Source organism: Muribacter muris, assembly GCF_004569585.1.
Taxonomy (GTDB): Bacteria; Pseudomonadota; Gammaproteobacteria; order Enterobacterales; family Pasteurellaceae; genus Muribacter; species Muribacter muris.
On sequence record NZ_SPPA01000025.1, the window covers coordinates 1 to 21,540 of the forward strand.

27 protein-coding genes and 1 pseudogene are annotated in these 21,540 nt (G+C 46.2%); 11 read left to right on the top strand and 17 right to left on the bottom strand.

Annotated features, from left to right (window positions below; translation table 11 throughout):
- Positions 1-252 precede the first annotated feature (252 nt).
- Positions 253-474 (bottom strand): annotated as a pseudogene (locus E4T80_RS13345) (type I restriction endonuclease subunit R, EcoR124 family); the annotation flags it as partial.
- Between the two features lie 189 nt (positions 475-663).
- Positions 664-1,773: an MBL fold metallo-hydrolase gene (locus tag E4T80_RS10295; RefSeq protein ID WP_135058111.1), complete on the bottom strand. Its 1,110-nt coding sequence runs from the start codon at positions 1,771-1,773 to the stop codon at positions 664-666.
- Positions 1,774-1,893: 120 nt separating this feature from the next.
- On the opposite strand from E4T80_RS10295, the gene E4T80_RS10300 reads away from it, so the two are divergent.
- Entirely contained in the window at positions 1,894-2,862 is a 969-nt protein-coding gene (locus E4T80_RS10300; protein WP_135058113.1) for a Gfo/Idh/MocA family protein, read from the top strand.
- 117 nt (positions 2,863-2,979) lie between these two features.
- Here E4T80_RS10300 and mtnN read toward each other — a convergent pair whose 3' ends face one another.
- From mtnN to E4T80_RS10315, 3 genes are read right to left on the bottom strand one after another with little or no spacing between them, the layout of a single operon-like run.
- On the bottom strand, positions 2,980-3,672 hold the full coding sequence (mtnN, locus tag E4T80_RS10305; RefSeq protein WP_047977085.1) for a 5'-methylthioadenosine/S-adenosylhomocysteine nucleosidase: 693 nt from the start codon (positions 3,670-3,672) through the stop codon (positions 2,980-2,982).
- Complete coding sequence (locus E4T80_RS10310; protein ID WP_047977086.1) at positions 3,672-4,325, bottom strand: thioredoxin domain-containing protein; 654 nt, start codon at positions 4,323-4,325, stop codon at positions 3,672-3,674. Before E4T80_RS10310 ends, mtnN begins: the two co-directional genes overlap by 1 nt.
- Before the next feature lie 17 nt (positions 4,326-4,342).
- The gene (locus tag E4T80_RS10315) at positions 4,343-4,567 is read right to left on the bottom strand and encodes a SlyX family protein (RefSeq protein ID WP_135058115.1); all 225 of its coding nucleotides are present in this window, start codon (positions 4,565-4,567) and stop codon (positions 4,343-4,345) included.
- Between the two features lie 103 nt (positions 4,568-4,670).
- Between E4T80_RS10315 and fkpA the strand changes: the two genes are divergently transcribed.
- The 6 genes from fkpA to pdxH all read left to right on the top strand — a co-directional run bounded on the left by fkpA (position 4,671) and on the right by pdxH (position 7,765).
- Entirely contained in the window at positions 4,671-5,384 is a 714-nt protein-coding gene (fkpA, locus tag E4T80_RS10320) for an FKBP-type peptidyl-prolyl cis-trans isomerase (RefSeq protein ID WP_135058117.1), read from the top strand.
- Between the two features lie 84 nt (positions 5,385-5,468).
- A complete protein-coding gene (locus E4T80_RS10325; RefSeq protein WP_047977089.1) occupies positions 5,469-6,125 on the top strand; it encodes a helix-turn-helix transcriptional regulator in 657 nt (218 codons plus the stop codon).
- On the top strand, positions 6,125-6,478 hold the full coding sequence (gene tusD / locus E4T80_RS10330; RefSeq protein ID WP_135058119.1) for a sulfurtransferase complex subunit TusD: 354 nt from the start codon (positions 6,125-6,127) through the stop codon (positions 6,476-6,478). The genes E4T80_RS10325 and tusD overlap by 1 nt, the downstream gene beginning before the upstream one ends.
- A gap of 1 nt (position 6,479) precedes the next feature.
- Entirely contained in the window at positions 6,480-6,851 is a 372-nt protein-coding gene (gene tusC / locus E4T80_RS10335) for a sulfurtransferase complex subunit TusC (protein ID WP_135058121.1), read from the top strand.
- A gap of 8 nt (positions 6,852-6,859) precedes the next feature.
- Positions 6,860-7,126 (top strand): DsrH/TusB family sulfur relay protein, encoded by a 267-nt coding sequence (locus E4T80_RS10340; protein ID WP_135058123.1) that lies wholly within the window; start codon positions 6,860-6,862, stop codon positions 7,124-7,126.
- 9 nt (positions 7,127-7,135) lie between these two features.
- Complete coding sequence (pdxH, locus tag E4T80_RS10345; protein ID WP_135058125.1) at positions 7,136-7,765, top strand: pyridoxamine 5'-phosphate oxidase; 630 nt, start codon at positions 7,136-7,138, stop codon at positions 7,763-7,765.
- A gap of 4 nt (positions 7,766-7,769) precedes the next feature.
- On the opposite strand, the gene prmA is transcribed toward pdxH, so the two are convergent.
- From prmA to E4T80_RS10375, 6 genes are all read right to left on the bottom strand, one after another.
- Positions 7,770-8,654: a 50S ribosomal protein L11 methyltransferase gene (gene prmA / locus E4T80_RS10350; RefSeq protein ID WP_135058126.1), complete on the bottom strand. Its 885-nt coding sequence runs from the start codon at positions 8,652-8,654 to the stop codon at positions 7,770-7,772.
- Between the two features lie 9 nt (positions 8,655-8,663).
- Entirely contained in the window at positions 8,664-9,692 is a 1,029-nt protein-coding gene (locus tag E4T80_RS10355; RefSeq protein ID WP_135058128.1) for a HipA domain-containing protein, read from the bottom strand.
- A gap of 2 nt (positions 9,693-9,694) precedes the next feature.
- On the bottom strand, positions 9,695-10,003 hold the full coding sequence (locus tag E4T80_RS10360) for a HipA N-terminal domain-containing protein (RefSeq protein WP_135058130.1): 309 nt from the start codon (positions 10,001-10,003) through the stop codon (positions 9,695-9,697).
- The gene (locus tag E4T80_RS10365) at positions 9,988-10,287 is read right to left on the bottom strand and encodes a helix-turn-helix domain-containing protein (protein ID WP_194186345.1); all 300 of its coding nucleotides are present in this window, start codon (positions 10,285-10,287) and stop codon (positions 9,988-9,990) included. The genes E4T80_RS10360 and E4T80_RS10365 overlap by 16 nt, the downstream gene beginning before the upstream one ends.
- A gap of 136 nt (positions 10,288-10,423) precedes the next feature.
- On the bottom strand, positions 10,424-11,869 hold the full coding sequence (tldD, locus tag E4T80_RS10370; protein ID WP_135058132.1) for a metalloprotease TldD: 1,446 nt from the start codon (positions 11,867-11,869) through the stop codon (positions 10,424-10,426).
- A gap of 279 nt (positions 11,870-12,148) precedes the next feature.
- On the bottom strand, positions 12,149-14,005 hold the full coding sequence (locus E4T80_RS10375; RefSeq protein ID WP_135058134.1) for an SLC13 family permease: 1,857 nt from the start codon (positions 14,003-14,005) through the stop codon (positions 12,149-12,151).
- 1 nt (position 14,006) lies between these two features.
- Between E4T80_RS10375 and E4T80_RS13025 the strand changes: the two genes are divergently transcribed.
- Complete coding sequence (locus E4T80_RS13025; protein WP_194186344.1) at positions 14,007-14,180, top strand: hypothetical protein; 174 nt, start codon at positions 14,007-14,009, stop codon at positions 14,178-14,180.
- A gap of 76 nt (positions 14,181-14,256) precedes the next feature.
- On the opposite strand, the gene ccmI is transcribed toward E4T80_RS13025, so the two are convergent.
- The 6 genes from ccmI to ilvC form a co-directional block, all read right to left on the bottom strand.
- On the bottom strand, positions 14,257-15,141 hold the full coding sequence (ccmI, locus tag E4T80_RS10380) for a c-type cytochrome biogenesis protein CcmI (protein ID WP_135058136.1): 885 nt from the start codon (positions 15,139-15,141) through the stop codon (positions 14,257-14,259).
- Positions 15,142-15,143: 2 nt separating this feature from the next.
- Positions 15,144-15,602 (bottom strand): cytochrome c-type biogenesis protein, encoded by a 459-nt coding sequence (locus tag E4T80_RS10385; RefSeq protein WP_135058138.1) that lies wholly within the window; start codon positions 15,600-15,602, stop codon positions 15,144-15,146.
- A complete protein-coding gene (locus E4T80_RS10390; protein ID WP_135058140.1) occupies positions 15,602-16,153 on the bottom strand; it encodes a DsbE family thiol:disulfide interchange protein in 552 nt (183 codons plus the stop codon). The genes E4T80_RS10385 and E4T80_RS10390 overlap by 1 nt, the downstream gene beginning before the upstream one ends.
- A gap of 12 nt (positions 16,154-16,165) precedes the next feature.
- On the bottom strand, positions 16,166-16,720 hold the full coding sequence (locus E4T80_RS10395) for a DUF1287 domain-containing protein (RefSeq protein WP_135058192.1): 555 nt from the start codon (positions 16,718-16,720) through the stop codon (positions 16,166-16,168).
- 78 nt (positions 16,721-16,798) lie between these two features.
- Positions 16,799-17,689 carry an archaetidylserine decarboxylase gene (asd, locus tag E4T80_RS10400; protein ID WP_135058142.1) on the bottom strand — a complete coding sequence of 297 codons (891 nt, stop codon included), beginning with the start codon at positions 17,687-17,689 and terminating at the stop codon, positions 16,799-16,801.
- A 186-nt stretch (positions 17,690-17,875) separates the two neighbouring features.
- Complete coding sequence (gene ilvC, locus E4T80_RS10405; protein WP_135058144.1) at positions 17,876-19,357, bottom strand: ketol-acid reductoisomerase; 1,482 nt, start codon at positions 19,355-19,357, stop codon at positions 17,876-17,878.
- Positions 19,358-19,585: 228 nt separating this feature from the next.
- Between ilvC and ppa the strand changes: the two genes are divergently transcribed.
- The 3 genes from ppa (at position 19,586) to E4T80_RS10420 (ending at position 21,500) form a co-directional block, all read left to right on the top strand.
- The gene (ppa, locus tag E4T80_RS10410) at positions 19,586-20,113 is read left to right on the top strand and encodes an inorganic diphosphatase (protein ID WP_047975798.1); all 528 of its coding nucleotides are present in this window, start codon (positions 19,586-19,588) and stop codon (positions 20,111-20,113) included.
- 73 nt (positions 20,114-20,186) lie between these two features.
- Positions 20,187-20,969, top strand: coding sequence for a M48 family metallopeptidase (locus E4T80_RS10415; RefSeq protein WP_135058146.1), 783 nt, complete (start codon positions 20,187-20,189; stop codon positions 20,967-20,969).
- Positions 20,970-21,128: 159 nt separating this feature from the next.
- Positions 21,129-21,500, top strand: coding sequence for a YgiW/YdeI family stress tolerance OB fold protein (locus tag E4T80_RS10420; RefSeq protein ID WP_135058148.1), 372 nt, complete (start codon positions 21,129-21,131; stop codon positions 21,498-21,500).
- Positions 21,501-21,540 lie beyond the last annotated feature (40 nt).

Sequence of the window (21,540 nt, forward strand, 5' to 3'; positions counted from 1 at the left end):
TAATTTTAACTTCTTCACAACAGTGCGTCGTTGTGTGGTGTGCATTATAGAGAAATCCAAAACCAATGCAAGCGGTTTTTGAGAAAAAACCGCAAAAAAATCGAAAAATCTTACCGCTTGGTGAAAATAGAATCAAAATCAACTGTTTTAGCCTAAATTATCATCTATTTCCCTAAATCTTCTCACATACATCTAGCAGTTCTATGTCTATTTACTTCAATTACCAACTAAATCTCTAATATCAGAACGTCTCTAGATCCCCAAAAACCGTTCAAAAAAGCCGTTCAGTTTCGCAAGAACCGTTTGACGTTTCCTACTACGTTGATTATCTGGCGCAAAATGAGACATCGGTGGCAAGACTTTATCAATCAACGTACCTGCTTCACTAAATACACCATTTTCAAACGCACTGTTTACAAATTGATGTGTTGCTTCGGGGTTAAGATGTTCTTTGTCGATAATTTCACCTAACTCTTTTTGGTTAGATTTTCAGAAATAAAGCGGTAGGTTTTATGAAAAATTTTGCAAATTCTACTGAAAATCACCCCGCTTGTCTGTGGAAGATAAAAAATAAAAGGGCTAACGCAAATTAACCTTAACGGTTGCACTCTTTTGCAAGAATGTTATTGCTGATAGCCCTTGAAATAATAATGAATACGCTGGTTAATTTATCTTTTGCCACCAGCGTTTAATCGGCGGTTTGGGTTGGTCGAAGTAAAACACTTCACCGATCATTGGCGTAACAAGGGGAAGATGGTGCTGCTCGGCGGCATCGGCAAGGCGTTCCATCGGCTCTTTCCAGTTGTGTTTTGCCAAGGCAAACTTGGCGTTATGCACGCCGATCACGGTTTGAGGGTTTAACTCTTGAATTGCCCGCACCAGCTCGTGCGGTTGGATATGAATATTCGCCCAATCGGCGTTGTACTGCCCGTTTTCCATAATCGCAAGGGTGATATGGGGGAAGCGTTTGCCAATCGCTTGGTAAAAGTCGTCATAGCCGCTATCGCCGCCTAAATAGAGATTATCCCGCTTGCCCTGCAACATAAAAGACGACCACAAGGTCTGATTCCCTTTCAACCCCCGTCCCGAAAAATGGCGGCTCGGCAAGGCGGTGATGTGTAAATTCTCGGCTAAATCCGCCTGCTCATACCAATCCAGCTCCACAATATTTTCCGCCGGATAACCCCAATATTCTAAATGCGACCCCACGCCTAAGCTGGTGATCACCTTGCCGACTTTCGGCTGTAATTCGCTCACGGCTTGGTAATCAAGGTGATCCCAGTGGTCGTGGGTAATCACCAGATAATCAATGTTCGGCATATCCGCCGGTGAATAGGGGTTCGCACCGTCAAACATTTTGTTGAGAAACGGCAACGGCGAGCCTGCCACTAGCACCGGATCTACTAAAAAACGCTTGCCGTCCAATTGGATCAAATAGGAAGAATGCCCAAACCACACAAACCAGTTTTGATCGGACGGCAACCTGTGGAGATCGGTTTTGATACTCGGAATAGGTTGGCTCGGTTTAAGATTGTCGATCTTATCGAACACAAATTCATAAAAGGTGATCCAACGGGATTTGCCGCTTGATTGCACACGGGTCGGCGACAAATTCTGAAATTCACCGTCTCGGTAATGGGGCGATTGTTCAACCCGTTGCAGCCGCTCACCGCTCGGCAGCTTGCCAAAGGGTTTGGTTTGCATAAACAGATACACCGCCAAAGCCAGTCCCCCGACCAAACCGATGACACACAGTAGCATATTTTTGACCATTTTTTACTCCGTATTGGGGAAAAAAGGCATTGTACCCTGTTCGGTAAAAATCGCAATTTTCCACGCAAGCGGTCATTGTGTTACACTTTTTTGCAAATTATCCCGCTCGGAGAAATCAAAATGAAACTTGGCATTGTCGGCACAGGAATGATCGTGCAAGAATTTTTACCGCTATTAACGCAGCTTAACCTAGAAGACGTAGCACTTTTCGGACGAAATCCGACCAAAACCGCCCAGCTCGCCCAACAACACGGGATTCAGCACAGCTATACCGATTATCACGCTCTGCTGCAAAGCGAGGTGGATACCCTGTATATCGCCCTGCCGAACCATCTGCATTACCCCTTTACCGAGCAAGCTCTGGCAGCGGGTAAACACGTGATTTTGGAAAAGCCGATCACCGCCAATGCTCGCCAATTCCAGCAGCTTCGCCAACTCGCTAAACAGCAGAATAAAATATTGATTGAGGCGGTAACAACACACTATCTGCCGGCCTATTGCGAACTCAAAAATCACTTGGCACGGCTCGGGCAGGTCAAAATCGTCAGCCTCAATTACAGCCAATATTCCTCCCGTTACGATCGCTTCAAAGCCGGTGAAACGCCACCGGTCTTCGACCCGCAACAAGCGGGCGGCGCATTGATGGATCTCAATGTTTACAATCTACATTTTGCCGTAGGGCTGTTTGGCAAGCCGCAAAATTGCCATTACGCCGCCAATCTGACCCGCCACATTGATACAAGCGGTGTGTTACTGCTGAATTTTCACCATTTCCAAGCCGTTTGCATTGGCGCAAAAGATTGCCAAGCGCACGTGATGCTCACCATTCAGGGTGATAACGGCAACATCACTATCTCAGCACCCGCCAACCAAATGCAGCACTTCAGCGTAAATCTCAACAATGGCGAAACGGCACACTATACCTTTGACACCCCACACCGAATGTTGCCGGAATTTCAACAGTTTATCCGAATAATTGACGAACAAGACCACAGCACCGCCGAGCAGATGCTTGATATTAGTGCAGCCGTGATGGATATTCTCGACCAAGCCCGTCGCCAACAGGGCATTTTTGTGGAAGATTATTAACCCATCTCACAAGCGGTGAGTTACTCACACTTTTTTACAACGCATAAAAATGGGGCAATCTGTTAAACGGATTGCCCCATTTTGCACATTTTCGGTACTATCTTACCGCTTGCCCAACTAGCTCAATCTGGAGAGCATTGCTAACACAATGGCGGACGATTTTTCGGCGGCAAGGGGTAAAAATTCCTCAAAAGACAAATGCGAGGCTTTATCCGCCACATCGGAAATTGCCCGTACCACCACAAACGGTACACCAAAGGCGTGGCAAGTTTGTGCGATTGCCGCCGCTTCCATTTCGACTGCGGTTACACGAGGGAAATCACGGCGAATGCGGTTGATCATCTCGCTACCGTTCACGAACAGATCACCGCTACAAATTAACCCTGATACCGCATTAAAGCCGGCTTTTTGGGTTTCTTTTACCGCTATCTCTCTTAAATGTTCGTCCGCAACAAACGCCGCCGGATTTGCCGGCAGTTGCCCCTTTTCATAGCCAAATGCTGTTACGTCCACATCGTGATAACGCACCTCCGTTGAAATCACAATATCGCCGACATTTAATTGCGGATCAAGCCCGCCCGCCGAGCCTGTGTTAATCACCATATCCGGCTTAGTCAGTTGCAACAATAATGTTGTGCCGATTGCCGCCGCCGTTTTGCCGATGCCCGATTGCAATAATGCAATAGGCGTATGATTAATTTTGCCCTCGTAAATTTTGCAGCCGGCAATTTCCGTTAATTTCGGTTCTTGCATATAACCTAATAAAATCTCAATTTCCTGTGCCATTGCACCGATAATACCAATTTTCATTATTTTACCTCTCTTTCTTGTTGTAATTTATCGACTAAAAAATCCAAGACTGCATAAGTATAATCATCGTTATATAGCGTGTTGCTGATGAGAATATACTTACCGTCCAAAATTGCCATAGGGATCATTGGCGGCGAGTAGGTTTTGTAGCGTTGTACATCCTCGTTTACCCGTTTTTCCACCCCCGCCGAGTGAAACAGATCTTGAAATCGGCGCAGATTTACATTGTGTTTCAGCAGCCATTTTTCAATGAGCTGATTACTCTTTGTTAAACTGTGCTCCGGCTTTTGTCCGGCACTGTCAAACAGAAACAGATCACTTAACTCCGACCGACCGTACTCCGCAAACGTCGCATTCATTCTGGCAGAAAAGGCATTGCCTTTTTCAAAGGCAGGCGAACGCTGCAACACTACTTTATCTTGATGCCGAGCGGCATAATTTTTCAAATAATCATCGCCGCTCAAACACACATCACAACCGTAGCTGTAAAAATATTGAATTAAGACTTTATCTTTCGGCAGCGAAATCTTGAGCGGTGTTTTATAGGAATAATAGCCTTTCCCGTCTTTAAAGAGCGGCTCTGCCTCACTTTGCTGTGCTGCCTGCACATTGATTGCAAAGGCGGCTAATAATAGCGCCCATCTTTTTTTCATCGTGTTATTGCTCCTTATCAGTAATGGGGTGGCGGTGTTTCTTCCGATTGGCTTGCCACATTGCTCGTCTGCACCCCTTGAAGCTTCTCGGCTAAATGACGCACCTGATGTTGTAACTTATCCAAAGCAAATTGTTGGATAATTAAGGCTTGGTTAAGTTCCTCAATCGTCTGTTCTTGAAACGCCACTTTGGTTTCAAGCTCGGTCAAATAACCCCATAAATTCTTTAAATTTTCCGGCATTTTTTCATAAAAAAGTTGTCATAAACGGCAATACACTTTACCCTATCCCTCTTTGTTTGAGAAATCATTTTTCGGGGCTTCCCCGCAATTACAAGGAAATCTTATGTTAAAAACAAAACATTCTACCCTGGCACTGGTTGCCGCAATGTTAGTCAGCCCGCTTGCATTAGCCGACAAAGCCGACTCCAAATTTGTGGACAACTCATCCTACGCGGTCGGCGTCTTAATGGGCAAAAATATCGAAGGCATGATGAGCTCACAAAAAGAGATTTTTTCCTACAACCAAGAGCGTATCATTGACGGCGTACAAGACACCTTAAAGAAAACCGGCAAACTCAGCGATGAGGAGCTACAAAAACAACTGAAAGCCTTAGACAGTTATTTGATGGCGGAAGAAGAAAAAATCCAAGCACAAAAAAGCAAAGCAACCGTAGAAGCCGGTGATAAATTCCGTGCCGACTACGCTAAAAAAGCCGGCGTGAAAAAAAGTGAATCAGGCTTACTCTATAAAATTGAAAAAGCCGGGGAAGGCAAATCACCGGAGCCAAAAGATACCGTCAAAGTGCATTACAAAGGCACACTACCGGACGGCACAGTGTTCGACAGTTCTTACGAGCGTGGCGAGCCGATCGAGTTTCAATTAAACCAACTTATTCCAGGTTGGGTAGAGGCAATTCCAATGTTGAAAAAAGGCGGTAAAATGGAAATCGTTGTGCCGCCGGCATTGGGCTACGGCGATCGCCAAGCAGGGAAAATTCCGGCAAATTCAACTTTAAAATTCGAGATTGAATTACTTGACTTCAAACCGGCGAAATAATCACGATTAATACAAGCCGAACCTTTTGCAAAACATCGGGGCTAACCGACCGCTTGCAAAAGGTTCTTAACCCTTTTAAGTGCTATGACATCACACTTTACCCCTTTTTCTGACGAAGACCACGCCATACTTGCCTCCTATTTTCCGGTGGTGGACGGCATCGCTGCGCTGATCGGCGACCATTGCGAAATCGTGCTACATTCGTTGGAATTTTTAGAACATTCGGCGATCTACATCGTCAACGGGCATAATACCAGCCGTAAAATCGGCTCACCGATTACCGACCGCGCGTTGTGGTCGCTCCACCATATGCAGACCGACAGCGTCTCCAAACCTTATTTCACCCGTGCTAAAGGCGGCGTGCTGATGAAATCGATCACCATTGCGATCCGTAACGGCAAACAGCACGTTATCGGGCTTATCTGCATCAACATCAATTTAGATGTGCCGGTCTCGCAATTTCTCACCAGCTTTATTGCACCGCCGGAAACGGATACGAAAGTCAATTTCGCCAGCTCGGTGGAAGATTTGGTTGCCCAAACGATTGAATCCACCGTGGAAGAAATCACCACTGATCGCACCATTGCCAACAATAATAAAAACCGCCATATCGTCAGCGCCTTGTTTGAAAAAGGGATTTTCGATATTAAAGATGCGATTAACCAAGTGGCAGAGCGGCTCGGCATCTCACGCCATACCGTTTACCTCTACATTCGCCAAATGAAGCAGGATCAAGAGTAATGCGTTATGTGATGGCAATCAAACACGGCGTATATGGCACGCAGGGAGCATTTTTAGCCTATCAATTTGCCGAACAACTACTCCACTCGGGGCATCACATCAGCCAAATTTTCTTTTTTCAAGACGGCGTAACCAATGCCAATCGGTTCGTCAATCCGGCAAATGATGAAGTGAATTTGGTGGAATGTTGGCAAAAATTGGCACAAACCCACCGCTTGTCGCTGCATCTTTGCATCTCGGCAGCCCAACGGCGGGGTATTGTGGCAGAAAATCTGGCAGCAGGCTTTACCCTTGCCGGTCTGGGTGAATTTAGCCTAGCGGTGCTGAAAGCCGATCGACTTCTAACGTTTTAAAATGAAAACCTACAAACTCGCTTTTCTATTTACCCAACCACCGTTCGGCAGCAGCGTTAGCCGTGAAGGGCTGGACGCATTACTCGCCGCCAGTGCCTTTTGCGATGAAGACGATATTGCGATCTGCTTTATTGATGACGGCGTATTCAATTTACTCGCTCATCAAACACCGAATTTAATTCTGCAAAAAGATCATATCGCTACGTTTAAACTGATCGAACTTTACGATCTCAAACACTGTTTTATCTGCCAACCGTCCATTTTGGATCGACAACTTGACCAGTGCGATTGGCTCTTATCTGCACCGATCTTTCTCGATCGCCCACAGATCCACGACGTTTTACAACGGGCGGAAAAAATTCTCACTTTCTAGGAACGGCTATGCTCTACACTTTCTCCCAAGCGCACTATGATCCGCACAACCTTCACCGACTGCTCGCAAACATCACCGAAACAGACGCGGTACTTCTGTGGCAGGACGGCGTGCTGCAAGCGGTCAAATCCCCCGCACTTTTTGCAAAAATCCCGAATCTGTTTATACTGGAGAACGATCTGAATGCCCGTGGACTGCGTACCGGTTTCCCTGTGATATCACTGGCTGATGCGGTATCGCTCACGGAGCGTTACTTCCCGCAAATCGCCCTTTAGGAGAACCCGATGGATCTGCATCATATCCGTGAAGAATACAGCAAACGGCAACTTTCCAAATCGCAATGCGCCGCCGAGCCGCTCACCCAATTCCGCCAGTGGCTCAATGAAGCCATTCAAGCGAAAGTGAATGAGCCGACTGCGATGAATCTTGCTACAGTAGAAAACGGCAGACCCGTCAGCCGCATTGTGCTATTGAAAGAAGTCAATCAGGAAGGGTTTATTTTTTTCACCAACTACCACAGCCGCAAAGGGCAAAATATCAGCCAAACGCCCTATGTCGCCCTTAATTTTTTCTGGGCGGAATTAGAACGGCAGGTGCGGATTGAGGGCGACATTATCCCGATCAGTGAACAGGCATCGACCGATTATTTCCACTCCCGCCCTTACACCAGCCAAATCGGTGCTTGGGCAAGCGAGCAGAGCCAACCGATCGAAAATAAGCAATGGCTACTGGCACGGGCGGCAAAATTTGCGCTTAAACACCCGCTTAGCGTCCCAAAACCGGCTCACTGGGGCGGTTATCTCGTCCGCCCAAGCTATGTTGAATTTTGGCAAGGCAGACCAAGCCGCCTGCACGATCGCATTTGCTATCAAAAAACCGCAGATCAGTGGCAAAAGATACGGCTTTCACCTTAACCACTTAGGCTTTTTTCACCGCAGTGATGCGACACCATTCCTCTTTTTCCGCCACCGGATCAAGCACAAACGCAGATTGATAGGCTTGGCAAACCGACTGCGCTTGGCTGGCAAGAATCCCCGACAAGCCCAGCTCGCCGTGCGGTTTCACTAAGGTCGTGATAGTCGGCGCAAGCTCTTTGAGCGGGCCGGCAAGGATATTTGCCACCACCACATCGGCTTGCAAGTTGTCCGGCTGATCTTTGGCAAGGAAAAGTTGCAATCTGTCCGCCACATTATTGGCTTGTGCATTATTGCGACTGGCTAAAATCGCTTGCGGATCAATGTCGATCCCAATCGCCGCTTTTGCCCCCAATTTCAACGCTGCGATTGCCAAAATGCCCGAACCGCACCCAAAATCAATCACCGTTTTACCGGTTAAATCCAAGCTGTCCAACCACGCTAAGCACAACGCTGTTGTCGGGTGCGTGCCTGTTCCAAATGCCAAACCGGGATCGAGCATCACATTCACCGCATTCGGATCAGGCACGTCCCGCCAACTTGGGCAGATCCATAACCGCTTGCCGAACTGCATCGGATGGAAATTATCCATCCACTCCCGCTCCCAATCTTTATCTTCAATCTGCTCAATTTTATGGGCGAAATCCGGCGTAACCAAGCGGCTGGTTATTAACGCCTCAACGATAACAGCCATATCCGTTTCCGCATCAAACAAACCGACCACGTCCGTGTTACCCCACAACCGAGTTTCCCCCGGCAGCGGCTCAAAAATCGGCGTATCTTGGCTATCCATAAACGTTACCGACACCGCCCCAATCTCTACTAAAAAATCGCTGATCTGCTCAGCCTGTTGATCCGTACTGTTTAAACGAATTTGTACCCACGCCATAGTTGTTCCTTATAATTTAGGCTCATTAAAAATTTGCAAATAATATAATCGCTGCTGATAATACTCAATCACTTGTTCAATATGCTTTTTAGGCATAAAGGAATGTTGGTAAATCGCAATCACTTTTTCCTTCGACTTAACCAAATTTATCAATAAATTTTTCGCTAATGTTTCACTTAGCCCAATCTTTGTGCCAAATTCAACAAAATCCATTCCTAAATAGCAGCCGTATTTTGTTTCAAACCCGTGCGCTAACTGTTGCCCGCCCTCTTCTTTCTCTAACAAAGGCAGTGCAAGTCGATCACTGAACGATTCGGGATAGGGCTTTACCGACACAAAATCATATACAGGCGCTAATGAAATAAGATGATCTTGAGTAGCGATTAATGAAAAATTACGTAAATGCAAGTCATTATTGCCAAGCAAATAAGCATATACAATCCGCAAAAACAGATCTTTTTTAACCGTTAAATCCTTATCGCTTACATTGTCTAAAATAAATTTGACCGCCCTTTCATAGCTAATGTATTGCTCGCCATCCGCTTTAATTTTGCCATATTTTTCCGCAATTCCCATTGCACCATCAAGCTGTTCTTGATGTACAGCCTCGCCATTCACCCGATCATAACGTTTAATCACAAACGCATATTCTCTTTTATCCGGTTCTTGCGTTTTAAAATAAACTAACCCGTTTTCCGGCACATTAAATTTTAATGCATTCATCACTTGCATTGTGGCGTGTTCATTTTCCGCCAAAAAAGGATAACGGCTTGTCGGTGAAGGCTTTAAAATAAAATCGCCTTTTGAATCTATAATATCAAACTGATTATGTTGAATAATAAGCTGTAATTTAGGCTGATAACCGGAAATACTCATTCCTTTCTGCTTAAGCGGACACCGGTTTTCAAAGGATTGGCTATCAAAATTCAGCATTGGATTAAACTTGGCATTGCCAGTTAATGCTTTCAGCCCTTTACGACTATATCCTATGTCATATTCTGTTGCTAATAACGGCTTTAATGTAATAGGGCATCTCATTTTTATTCTCCCGCAATCAGTTGCACAGCGCCGAGTAAATTACTGCCATTTTGAATCAGCATACCGAATAGATCCTTTTCATCAATCTTTTGTAATTCACTCACACGAGATCTTAACCACCCTTCCGGTGCTAACGAAGCAAAATAGGGAAATAGAGCAGCCGAATGAAACACCCTCTTTTCCACAGGAAAACTTAATGAAAGCGGAATACCTTTGTAATCCGATAAGTATTCAAAAGTAAAACCTGTATCTTGCTGTCGTAAATAGCCAATTTTTTTACCATATAGAAGCACCGTTACTTGACGAAACATAATCTTATCCCCAATGCCTCGGCGACCCTCACTATACTCACAAATTTCACTTGGCTGGGATCTTTAAACATTCTTTTTAAGGTCGAGCGAGAAACCCCTGTTTGCCATTCCAAACTTTGTAGATCTAAGCGTAGCATTTTACGCTTTTCATTTAATACATTGCCAATTTTCATAAGATCATTACCGCTAATCTCTTGAATGTCCTGCCGATTAGCTAATGCCTCGGCTTCCAACTCTAACTGGTTTTTCAATTCAGATATGAGAGAAAGGATATTTTCACGCATCACAGATAAACCTTATAACAATATAAAAAGGCAAAAAAGATTAAAAATGAGCTAATACTAAGACAAAATACCATAAAAAAACCTTTTGTCAAAAAATGATTGACAAAAGGTCATATATAACCCGATTAGAACATCACTAGCCCCGTCCGCCAACGGTGATTTTATCCAGTTTCACGGTTGGTTGCCCAACGCCGACCGGCACGCTTTGCCCTTCTTTACCGCAAGTACCAATGCCGAGATCAAGCGCCATATTTTTGCCGACCATCGAAACTTGTTGCATTGCTTCAATACCGCTGCCAATCAAAGTTGCCCCTGTTACCGGACGGGTAATTTTACCTTTTTCGATAAGATACGCTTCCGCCGTTGAGAAGACAAATTTACCGGAGGTAATATCCACCTGCCCGCCGCTAAAGTGCGGTGCATACAGCCCGAACTCGACCGACTCGATCATCTCGTCAAACTCGTGCTGCCCCTCGGTTAAATAGGTATTGGTCATTCTCGGCATCGGCAAGTGGGCGTAAGATTCCCGTCTGCCGTTACCGGTCGGTGCAACCCCCATTAACCGCGCATTGAGTTTATCCTGCATATAGCCTTTCAAAATACCTTTCTCAATCAAGATATTACGTTGCGAAGGCACGCCTTCATCGTCCACCGTAATCGAACCTCGCATATCCGGCACCGTACCGTCATCCACAATCGTACACAACGGCGAGGTAACCTGCTCGCCGATTCTACCGCTAAACAGGGAGGATTCTTTACGGTTAAAATCCCCCTCTAAACCGTGTCCGACCGCTTCGTGTAGTAAAATACCCGGCCAGCCCGCACCCAATACAATCGGCATTGAACCGGCGGGCGCAGGTACGGCGGCTAGATTCACAATCGCTTGCCGCACCGCTTCTGTCGCTAAATAAACCGCACGGCTGTCGCCTGTGTGGTGCGGTTCAAAAAACCAGTTTAGCCCGAAGCGCCCGCCCGCACCGGCACTGCCACGTTCACGTTTGCCGTTTTGCTCCACCAGTACCGATACGGACAAACGCACTAAAGGGCGGATATCGGCGGCAAGCGTGCCGTCAGTGGCACACACCAGCATTTCCTCATAAATTGCCGATAAATTAGCGTTTACCTGTATCACGCGCGGATCAGCACTGCGTGCGGTGCGATCCACCAAACGCAACAACTCGACCTTTTGCTCACGGCTTAGGGTGTCCAAAGGGTTGATTGAGGCATAGCGTTTCACCGCCTGCGTTGCCCGAAACGGTTGCACCGTTAATTTAGCGGGCTGCTGTGTGATACTGCGTGCCGCCATCGCACACTGTTCCAACTGATTTAGTGAGATCTGATCTGCGTAGGCAAAGCCGGTTTTTTCACCGGATACCGCTCGCACACCAACGCCGCGATCGATATAAAATCCGCCTTCTTTGATGATACTGTCTTCCAGCGACCAGCTCTCATCTTGGCTGAATTGAAAATAGAGATCGCCGTAATCAATTTGGCGGGTGGAAAAATGATCTAACACTCGGGTTAAATCGGCTAACTGTAACCCGCTCGGTTGGAGTAGGCTGTTTGAAACGTGGTTTAACATTGATAATCCTGAAAAATCAAAGGCTCGTTTGAGCCGTTACAAGCGGGGAGATTGTAAGGGAAATTTGCAAATTGGCGAAGTGAAATCCGCCAATCCTAATTATAAAAACATAATTGTACCTTTAGCGATAGGGTTTACTAAATCTCCCCTATCCCCTCTTTACTAAAGAGGGGGATCAGATCGCAGAATGTCGACAGCTCACCTCCCCAAAACGAGTTCCCCTCTTTCACAAAGAGGGGCTAGGGGAGATTTGGCAGAAGCAAAACCGACCGCTTGCGTTTAAAGCGGAAACAGCATCGGCACAAGAAACACCGAAAGCAACATCACCAACAGCATAAACGGTACGCCGACTTTGACAAAATCCATAAATTTGTAACCGCTTGGGGCAAGCACCATTGTATTCACCGGCGAAGAAACCGGCGTGATAAACGCAGATGACGCGGAAATTGCGACAATCATCGCAAAGGGTACCGGGGAATAGTGTAGCTGTTGGGCTATCGCTATCGCAATCGGCATCACCAAAATCGCAGTAGCGGTGTTGGAAATAAAGGCGTTAATCACCGCAGTAAATAAGAATAGCACGATCAGCATAAAGTGGATATCCAAATCCTGCATAATCTCCAGTAAGACACCGACCACCCAGTCTATCCCACCGGTTTTTTGCAGCGCAATCGAAAACGGCATCATTCCGACAATCAAGACAATGCTCGGCCAATGAATAGCGTTGTAAGCACTTTTCATATCTACACAGCGGAATTTGCCCAGCATTAAACAGGCGATCAGTGCGGCAATCACATTCGGCACAATCCCCGAAATCATCAGCACCACCATTGTCAGCACGGAAAACAGGGCGTGCGGTGCTTGGCTGATCGCCGGCGCAACATATTTGCTCTCCTCCGGTTCGTTCAGCAAGAAAAAATCCTTGTCGTTAGCCATTTTGAGTAGCTGATTCCACTCCCCCATTACCAACAAAACGTCCCCAAATTTTAGCGGAATGTCGATCATATTCTCTTGTAGTACTTTGCCGTCTCGTTTTAGCCCGACCACGCTCAAACCATATACCGAACGGAACTTCAGCTCGCTGATCGTTTTGCCGAGGCTCTCTGCCTCCGGCATTATCGAAAACTCCGACATTCCCACCGATTTGCTATGAGCGGAAAAATAGTCGCCTTTTAACGCTACATTGCGTAAGCCAAATTGCGTACAGAGCTGCTCGAAATTATCCACTTCGGCGCTGAGATCCATCAACAGAATATCTTTTTGGTTGATCGTGGTCGTGCCGTAAGCCGGTAACACAAGACTACGTAGCCGTTTGACCCGCTGAATAGCGATAATATTCAGCCCGTACTGGTGACGTAAATTCAGCTCGTTAATCGTTTTGGAGACAAACTCGGAATCCGCCCCGACCACAACCATTTTCGCCCGCCCTTGTAGCTGATAGGCTTCGATCAACTGTTGAATGGAAGCGCCCTTATGCTCGGTCTGCACGATTTCACCGTTATCCAGCCAGTTGCGGGCAATCAGCATATAGCCAATGCCCAAGATCAACACTGCCACGCCAATTGGGGTGAAACTGAAAAAGTTCAGCCCGTCAAAACCGGCTTTAACCAATTCGGAATGCGCCACTAAATTCGGTGGTGTTGCGATTAGGGTCATCATTCCGCTAATCAAGCCGGCAACGCTGAGCGGCATCATCAACCGTTTCGGAGAGATCCCCATTCCGTGGCAAATCGCCAGCACCACCGGAATAAAAATCGCCACAATCCCTGTCGAACTCATAAACGATCCCAAGCCTGCAATCGAGAGCATCAGCAAAATCAGCACCTTCACCTCATTTGCGCCCGCCACCTTCATCAGCCATTCGCTCACTTGATTGGCAATGCCCGTTCGTACCAAGCCTTCGCCGACAATAAACAGTAACGCAATCAAAATCACATTCGGATCGCTCAACCCGGCAAACACTTCATTGACGGTTAAAATGCCGCTTAAACTGAGCAGGGTAATCACCAGTAATGCGACAATATCCATTCGCCATTTATTGCGGATAAACTGCCACACGGCAAAAATTAACAGGGCAAGCACCCAAAAAAGCGGGGAGAGTAAAAAATCAGGCAATATCGAGTATAAAGTTGGCATAATGCAAAAAAGACAGGCTAAAAGTGATGAAATTATAACGACTTTTCAACAACAAGCGGGCGGTTTTGATCAAAAATTTGCAATCTTGTGTCGCAAACACACCGAAATCGCAATTGAAAGCAGTGTCGGCACATCACTGCGCATTTATCGCTTTTTGAAACAAGGTGATTTTTGACATTGAGTATCCGTTTCAAGCATTGAAGCAGCATTGTAAAACAGATAAAAAACGGCGGCACTCGCCACCGTCTAGGTTATTTTGTGTTATCTTTTTCCATTGACAATGCAGATTGAATACTGCGTTCAATGGTCGGGCGGCGGGAGTCATCTTCCGGCATCAACTTCAACATCATTCCCCACGTCATTGCCGCCATTTTGTAATCCTCTTTTTCAAAAGCATTAAAGGCGAGCAAGCCCAAAGCTTCCACATTGGTATGATCGACCCGTATCACCTCTTTCAACACATTTTCGCCCTGCTCTTTATCTTTCGGATCAGCGGAAAAGAGCAATACCTGCGCATAGCGTAACTTATATTGTAGATTATCCGGCTGTAACTGGCTGGCTTTGGAGAAACTGTCCAACGCTAATTGCCCATCGTCTAACGCCATACCGAGTTGCCCCAGCATAAACCAACTTTTATCGTCCTGCGGCGTTTTTTGTAGCTCAACCCGTAATGCCACCGCAAATTGGTTTAATTCTTGTTCGGATAAGGGTTCGCTCTCTTCGGATTTAATCCGCTCATAAAAATAAGCCAGTTTTTGATGGCTTTTCTCCAACATTGTGCCGCTAAACCACGAGCCTACCTGCCAATAGACACCGCCGCCCACCACGCCGATCAAGGCAATCAAGCTCATAAAGCCTACCTTACCCCAGTGGCTTTTAGATACTGTTGCGGGCGACCCTTGCGCGGGAATATCGTCTAATAAGCTCTGCTGTAACTCCAGTTTGGCTTGTTCGGCATCTTCTATCTTGCCCTGTTCAAACTCTTGTTCCACTTCTTGCAGGCGGTCAAAATAGAACGCCTTATTTAACGCATCACGTTTTTGCTGTGAATAGTCGCTCGGTTTGCGTAGCAGGGGGTAAAATGCAATGCCCCCAAGGATCAGGGTCATCACCCCGACAATTATCCAAAACGCCATCATTATTCCTTTTCGTCTAAAATCTGTTTTAAGCGATCCTGATCGGGCATTTTTGCACTATTTTGTGCGTTTTCGACCGCTTGTCCCGCTGATTTTTTGCCTTTAAACAGTACCAACGCACCGATTCCGATCAACAACAGCGGCATCAGCCACAACAACAGGGTCGCAGGTGTGAGCGGCGGATCGTAGGTAACAAAATGACCGTAACGTTCCACCATATATTCAACCACTTCCTCTTTGCGTTTACCCTGCTTCAACAGTTCCAACGTTTTGTTGCGCATATCGGTCGCAATCGTGGCATTAGAGTCCGCAATATTGTTATTTTGACACTGCGGGCAGCGTAGCTCTTGAATCAAACTGCGATAATCCGCCTCTTGCTGCGGCGTATCAAATTGATGGGTTTCTATGGCGGCAAATACGCTCGGCACATAAAAACATAGCAGAATTAAGATTTTTTTCATTATGGGTTGCTCTGTTTTAAGCCTTCATAAATCGGTTTTAATGTATCACGCCAAACAGTTGGATTAACATCACCTGCGTGGCGGTAATGAATTTTACCGTTGCCGTCAATAATAAAGGTTTCCGGTGCGCCATACACGCCCAAATCTAAGCCTAACGAACCTTTCGGGTCATAAATAATCGCTTTGTAAGGGTCGCCGTACTGTTGTAGAAATTTCAAGGCTTTGGCTCGTTCGTCTTTATAATCAATCCCGACAATCTCGACCCCCTGTTTTGCCAGTTCGGTGAGATACTGATGCTCGGCATAGCAAGTCGGACACCACGTTGCCCACACGTTCAACAAACGGGGCGAGCCGGTTTTGACGACATCCGCCGTCAGCAATTTATTGGCGTCCAACACGGATTCCAATTGAAAATCCGGTACGGTTTTGCCCACCAATGCGGATTCCAATGCTTTCGGGTCGTCGCCGTTTGCATTACGTTGCAACTGCACGATAAACGCAACGATCAAGCCTAAAAAAATAATCAAAGGTAAAAGCAGTTTTGTCTTCATTCTCTTTCTCAATTAATGAGTTGGTAAGCGGTAATGTCCGGTAATCTTAAACCGATGCAAAATATTCTCTTCTTGCGTTCCCCGCCCGATATTATGAATAATCAGTGGCGTGCCGTCCGCCGTTTTGCGATCCGATACAATCCCGATATGCACCAAATGGCGACCGAGATCCCAAGTTACAATATCACCGGCAAGATAGTCCCCTGTTGAAACGGTATAGCCTCGCCGCTGAAAATACGTGCGGATATTAGGCACACGGCGGTGATCAATATTACGGTCAGGCGCGTTTAACTGCCATTTATTCGGGTAAAGACGAAAATGCTTGCGCATATCTTCGTGAATGAGCTGCTGCAAATCTATTTTTTGCACGCACAATGCACGAATGACGACATCCGTACACACGCCTTTAACCGGATCAACATCGCCCATCGGATAATCCAAACGAGAATAGGCGGGATCGTAATACTTCGTTACCCCAATCTGCTTGCGGGCATCTTGAACTAACTGTGTCGGTGAATACGCCCATAGGTTACCACTGATGCAACAGCATAACCCAATTAACCACATTTTCCCTTGATCTAACACTAAATTTCCCCGATTTCACCCATAAAAACGAGCAATAGATTGCCCTATTGCTCGCTGCGGTCAGTTAAGTGTGGCAAAAAGTTCGCCCATACGGGTCGGCTCACCGGCGGTTAAATGCGGTGCAAGCTCAACCGCCCCTTTCGGAAATAAGTTAATCACCGTTGAACCTAACTGGAATGCGCCCATCTCCTGTCCCTTTTTCAGATGAACAGCGGTTTCACCTTCGGGCAAATAATCGTACTGTACCACCTCTTTGGCACGGGGCGGATTGATCACCCCCGCCCAAACGGTACTGATGCTGGCGGTAATAGTCGCACCAACGAGAATTTGCACCATTGGACCAAACGCCGTGTCAAACACACAAATCACCCGTTCATTACGGGCAAACAAATTTGGCACGTGTTGCGCCAAAAACGGATTCACCGAAAATAACTCACCCGGCACATAAATCATCTTGCGCAAGGTCGCATCACACGGCATATGCACACGGTGATAATCACGGGGCGATAAATAGGTAGTCATAAATGTCCCGTGTTTAAATTGTTGCGCCAACGCCGGATCATTTGCAAGCAAGGTCTCAAGAGTAAAATAATGCCCTTTCGCCTGCAACAGGCGGTTATCGTTAATCTGCCCTGCTTCGCTGACGCAACCGTCCGCCGGTAAGCACAATGCCTGCATATCGGCATTGATCGGGCGGGCATTCTCTTTTAATTTGCGAATAAAAAACGCATTGAAAGAGGCATAATCGGCAGGCTGCGATTTTTCCGCTTCCGCCCAATTCACTTGGTATTTTTTCGCAAACAGTTTAATAATGAAATGGCTCACCGCCCCCCATTCACGCTCAGCCAACCAACCGGCTGCACGGGTTAGCCCCAGTTGCGGCATTAAATATTGAAATGCAATTTTCGCTCGCGCCAAATAGGTTGGACGCGGATAAGTTTCTAACGGCATAATCACCCTTTTATTACGGATTTAAATTCAATAAAAGGAATATAGTATCAGTTTCAGATAGGCATAGACAAGGAAAGAAAGGGAGAGCAAGCGGTCAAGTTGCCGATGATTTTTGCAAAAAATCACGCTGAACTCACCGCTTGACGTAAAAAAACCAACCTTTCGGCTGGTTTTATTTTATCCGATTTAACCTTGTGAGGAAATGCGTTTCATATCCGTCATATAGCCGCGTAATTCTTGACCGATAAGTTCAATCGGGTGGTTACGGATCGCATCGTTTACATCACGAAGGGTAACATTGTCGATCTCTGCCGTTGGAGTCGGTTCGCCCAAGTCGCCTTTTTGTAGCGTTGGGATAATCTCTTTAGCTAAAATCGGGGTAGCTACGTTGGCAAATAAGTAGTTACCGTATTCCGCCGTATCGGAAATCACCACGTTCATTTCATACAAGCGTTTACGGGCAATGGTGTTGGCGATTAACGGTAATTCGTGCAATGATTCGTAGTAGGCGGATTCTTCGTAAATACCGCTTGCCACCATTGTGTCGAACGCTAATTCCACGCCGGCTTTGACCATTGCGACCATTAACACGCCGTTGTCGAAATATTCTTGTTCGCTAATCCGGATACCTTCGCCGTTCGGCGCATTTTCAAAGGCGGTTTTGCCGGTTTCTTCACGCCATTTAAGTAAGTTGGCATCGTTATTTGCCCAATCCGCCATCATTGTGGCAGAAAACTCGCCACTGATAATGTCGTCCATATGTTTTTCAAACAAGAACGCCAATTTTTCTTTAATTTGTTCGGCAAGCTCGAAAGCACGCAATTTAGCACTGTTGGAGAGGCGATCCATCATTAACGTAATACCGCCTTGTTTTAACGCTTCGGTAATGGTTTCCCAGCCGTATTGGATCAATTTGCCTGCGTATGCCGGATCTTTGCCTTCCGCCACTAATTTATCGTAGCAAACGATAGAACCGGCTTGTAACATTCCGCATAAAATGGTTTGCTCGCCCATCAAGTCGGATTTCACTTCCGCCACGAAAGAGGATTCCAACACGCCGGCACGATGACCTCCCGTTGCCGCTGCCCACGCTTTAGCAATCTCTAACCCTTCGCCTTTCGGGTCGTTTTCAGGGTGAACGGCGATCAGGGTCGGTACGCCAAAACCGCGTTTGTACTCTTCACGCACTTCCGTCCCCGGACATTTCGGTGCAACCATTACTACAGTAATATCTTTGCGGATTTGCTCGCCCACTTCGACAATATTCAAACCGTGAGAATAGCCTAACGCTGCGCCCTGTTTGATTAGCGGCATTACGTCCGCCACCACTTTTGAGTGCTGTTTGTCCGGCGTTAAATTGATCACTAAATCGGCTGTTGGGATCAACTCTTGATATGTACCGACTTTAAAGCCGTTCTCTGTTGCACGCACAAAAGAGGCACGTTTTTCAGCAATCGCTTCCGGACGCAATGCGTAAGCAATATCCAAGCCGCTATCACGCATATTTAAACCTTGGTTTAGCCCTTGCGCACCGCAGCCGACAATCACGATTTTTTTGCCTTTTAGGAAATCCGCTTCGCTTGCAAATTCGTTGCGATCCATAAAACGGCAACGCCCTAATTGGTCTAATTGCTGACGTAAGTTTAACGTATTGAAATAATTCGCCATTGTGTATTCCTTTCAAAAGATGTTGTGAATTGACGTGAGTCAGTATAGCCAATCTTTTAGATTGCGGAAAGTGATATTATTGAAATTTGTTATTGTGATATGTGCAATTATGCATTCCGCCGTATTTTGCAAATTCTGCACGTAATCTTACCGCTTGCTTTCAGATCTGATGTGAATCGGCTATAATTCCCCATATTTTCACCTCTTATTCAACAGAAGGAAACCAAAATGGGCTTAGAAAACGTACCAGCCGGTAAAGCATTACCGGACGATATTTATGTTGTGATTGAAATTCCGGCAAATTCTGATCCGATCAAATACGAAGTGGATAAAGAAAGCGGCGCGTTATTCGTTGATCGCTTTATGGCAACGGCAATGTTCTATCCAGCAAACTACGGTTATGTAAACAATACGCTCTCTTTAGACGGCGATCCGGTTGATGTATTAGTGCCAACCCCTTACCCGCTCCAACCGGGTTCGGTCATTCGTTGTCGTCCGGTCGGCGTGTTAAAAATGACCGATGAATCCGGTCAAGATGCGAAAGTAATCGCCGTACCGCACACCAAATTAAGCAAAGAGTACGATCATATTCAAGATGTCGGCGATATTCCGGCATTACTCAAAGCCCAAATCCAACACTTCTTCGAAAGCTACAAAGCCTTAGAAGCGGGAAAATGGGTGAAAGTGGACGGCTGGGAAGGCGTTGAAGCCGCTCGCCAAGAAATTTTAGACTCTTTTGAACGTGCTAAAAAATAATGCAAGAATGAACTAATACGAAATGCCAAAGCCAAACCTGTTGCTTTGGCATTTTTATTTCAAGGACACCAAAATGATCTTAAAACCTCTCCGTACCCTTGCATTGATTGCAAGTTTTTCGACCCTACTGACCGCTTGCGTAACCACTGCCTCCATCAATAATGATGCGGCACACAACTACGCCCAAGTTAAGCAACAAGCCCAAGCACAAAATGCGGTGGATACCATCTCCACTACGGCAAAACGCATTCACACCGTCTTCAATCAAATGAAACCCTATGCGGAAAAAGCCAATAAAACCGGCGTGCCGTTTCAATGGGAAATTACCGTGCTAAAATCCAACGAACGTAATGCGTGGGCAATGCCCGGCGGCAAAATGGCATTTTACACCGGCTTAGTTGATGCACTTAACTTAACTAATGACGAAATCGCCGTGGTAATGGGGCACGAAATGGCACACGCACTGGAAGAACACGGGAAATCGAACCGCACCTTTAGCACCGTAACCGGCGTACTGGCACAAGTAGGCTCAATCGCATTACAAACACAAGGGATTCAAACCAACTACGGCGGCGTCGATCTTGTCGGCACATTGGCAGATTTAGGCTTAAATAAACCCTTCTCCCGCAGCCAAGAAACCGAAGCAGACGAAGTCGGCTTAATGCTGATGGCACAAGCAGGCTATAATCCGGAAGCCGCTCCGACATTGTGGGAAAAAATGAGCAAAGCCAAAGGCACATCGGACAGCGGATTAGCCAGCCTTGCCTCCACCCACCCAAGCAACGTCAGCCGTCAGGCAAACCTCGCCCGTCTCGTCCCAAAAGCGAAAGCCATTTATCAGGCTCGCCAACAATAACGGACAAGCGGGCAGTTCAGGACACTTTTTTGCAAAACCTTTGGGATTTCCAAAGGTTTTTTATTCTTAAGGCTTTTTTAAGATTTATTTGCTTTAATAACCTCAACCAAGCAATAATGCTGAGGTAATTTCAATTTATCACTCTAAAGGAAAGTTATTATGAAAAAGGTTTTTACACTCGTCTCTTTATTTGCCCTATCTTCTTTCGCTAATGCCGGTTTTAACGGAAATCAATCAGCCGGCGGCGGTTTTTCTCAAGACGGAAAAACGTTACCGAGTGCCATCACCACAGTTGCACAAGCGCTAAAAGCACAAGATGATGCACCGGTACAATTAACCGGCTATATCACCCGCCAAATTGATAACGATGAATTTATGTTCAAAGATAACAGCGGCGAAATCAAAATTGATGTTGAAGATGAAGCGTGGCAAGGGCAAAATATCACCCCGAAAAACAAAATCACTATCTACGGCAAAGTCGATAAAGATTGGCATAATTCGGTAGATGTTTACCGCATTCAAAAACACTAAACAGATGAAGTGGCAGCAATGCCACTTTTCATTTTTATCA

What these genes read in the sequence shown, in the direction of transcription:
- E4T80_RS10295 (WP_135058111.1), bottom strand. Translation starts at nt 1,773, where the DNA reads ATGGTCAAAAATATGCTACTGTGTGTCATCGGTTTGGTCGGGGGACTG.
- E4T80_RS10300 (WP_135058113.1), top strand. Translation starts at nt 1,894, where the DNA reads ATGAAACTTGGCATTGTCGGCACAGGAATGATCGTGCAAGAATTTTTA.
- mtnN (WP_047977085.1), bottom strand. Translation starts at nt 3,672, where the DNA reads ATGAAAATTGGTATTATCGGTGCAATGGCACAGGAAATTGAGATTTTA.
- E4T80_RS10310 (WP_047977086.1), bottom strand. Translation starts at nt 4,325, where the DNA reads ATGAAAAAAAGATGGGCGCTATTATTAGCCGCCTTTGCAATCAATGTG.
- E4T80_RS10315 (WP_135058115.1), bottom strand. Translation starts at nt 4,567, where the DNA reads ATGCCGGAAAATTTAAAGAATTTATGGGGTTATTTGACCGAGCTTGAA.
- fkpA (WP_135058117.1), top strand. Translation starts at nt 4,671, where the DNA reads ATGTTAAAAACAAAACATTCTACCCTGGCACTGGTTGCCGCAATGTTA.
- E4T80_RS10325 (WP_047977089.1), top strand. Translation starts at nt 5,469, where the DNA reads ATGACATCACACTTTACCCCTTTTTCTGACGAAGACCACGCCATACTT.
- tusD (WP_135058119.1), top strand. Translation starts at nt 6,125, where the DNA reads ATGCGTTATGTGATGGCAATCAAACACGGCGTATATGGCACGCAGGGA.
- tusC (WP_135058121.1), top strand. Translation starts at nt 6,480, where the DNA reads ATGAAAACCTACAAACTCGCTTTTCTATTTACCCAACCACCGTTCGGC.
- E4T80_RS10340 (WP_135058123.1), top strand. Translation starts at nt 6,860, where the DNA reads ATGCTCTACACTTTCTCCCAAGCGCACTATGATCCGCACAACCTTCAC.
- pdxH (WP_135058125.1), top strand. Translation starts at nt 7,136, where the DNA reads ATGGATCTGCATCATATCCGTGAAGAATACAGCAAACGGCAACTTTCC.
- prmA (WP_135058126.1), bottom strand. Translation starts at nt 8,654, where the DNA reads ATGGCGTGGGTACAAATTCGTTTAAACAGTACGGATCAACAGGCTGAG.
- E4T80_RS10355 (WP_135058128.1), bottom strand. Translation starts at nt 9,692, where the DNA reads ATGAGATGCCCTATTACATTAAAGCCGTTATTAGCAACAGAATATGAC.
- E4T80_RS10360 (WP_135058130.1), bottom strand. Translation starts at nt 10,003, where the DNA reads ATGTTTCGTCAAGTAACGGTGCTTCTATATGGTAAAAAAATTGGCTAT.
- E4T80_RS10365 (WP_194186345.1), bottom strand. Translation starts at nt 10,287, where the DNA reads ATGCGTGAAAATATCCTTTCTCTCATATCTGAATTGAAAAACCAGTTA.
- tldD (WP_135058132.1), bottom strand. Translation starts at nt 11,869, where the DNA reads ATGTTAAACCACGTTTCAAACAGCCTACTCCAACCGAGCGGGTTACAG.
- E4T80_RS10375 (WP_135058134.1), bottom strand. Translation starts at nt 14,005, where the DNA reads ATGCCAACTTTATACTCGATATTGCCTGATTTTTTACTCTCCCCGCTT.
- E4T80_RS13025 (WP_194186344.1), top strand. Translation starts at nt 14,007, where the DNA reads ATGCAAAAAAGACAGGCTAAAAGTGATGAAATTATAACGACTTTTCAA.
- ccmI (WP_135058136.1), bottom strand. Translation starts at nt 15,141, where the DNA reads ATGGCGTTTTGGATAATTGTCGGGGTGATGACCCTGATCCTTGGGGGC.
- E4T80_RS10385 (WP_135058138.1), bottom strand. Translation starts at nt 15,602, where the DNA reads ATGAAAAAAATCTTAATTCTGCTATGTTTTTATGTGCCGAGCGTATTT.
- E4T80_RS10390 (WP_135058140.1), bottom strand. Translation starts at nt 16,153, where the DNA reads ATGAAGACAAAACTGCTTTTACCTTTGATTATTTTTTTAGGCTTGATC.
- E4T80_RS10395 (WP_135058192.1), bottom strand. Translation starts at nt 16,720, where the DNA reads ATGTGGTTAATTGGGTTATGCTGTTGCATCAGTGGTAACCTATGGGCG.
- asd (WP_135058142.1), bottom strand. Translation starts at nt 17,689, where the DNA reads ATGCCGTTAGAAACTTATCCGCGTCCAACCTATTTGGCGCGAGCGAAA.
- ilvC (WP_135058144.1), bottom strand. Translation starts at nt 19,357, where the DNA reads ATGGCGAATTATTTCAATACGTTAAACTTACGTCAGCAATTAGACCAA.
- ppa (WP_047975798.1), top strand. Translation starts at nt 19,586, where the DNA reads ATGGGCTTAGAAAACGTACCAGCCGGTAAAGCATTACCGGACGATATT.
- E4T80_RS10415 (WP_135058146.1), top strand. Translation starts at nt 20,187, where the DNA reads ATGATCTTAAAACCTCTCCGTACCCTTGCATTGATTGCAAGTTTTTCG.
- E4T80_RS10420 (WP_135058148.1), top strand. Translation starts at nt 21,129, where the DNA reads ATGAAAAAGGTTTTTACACTCGTCTCTTTATTTGCCCTATCTTCTTTC.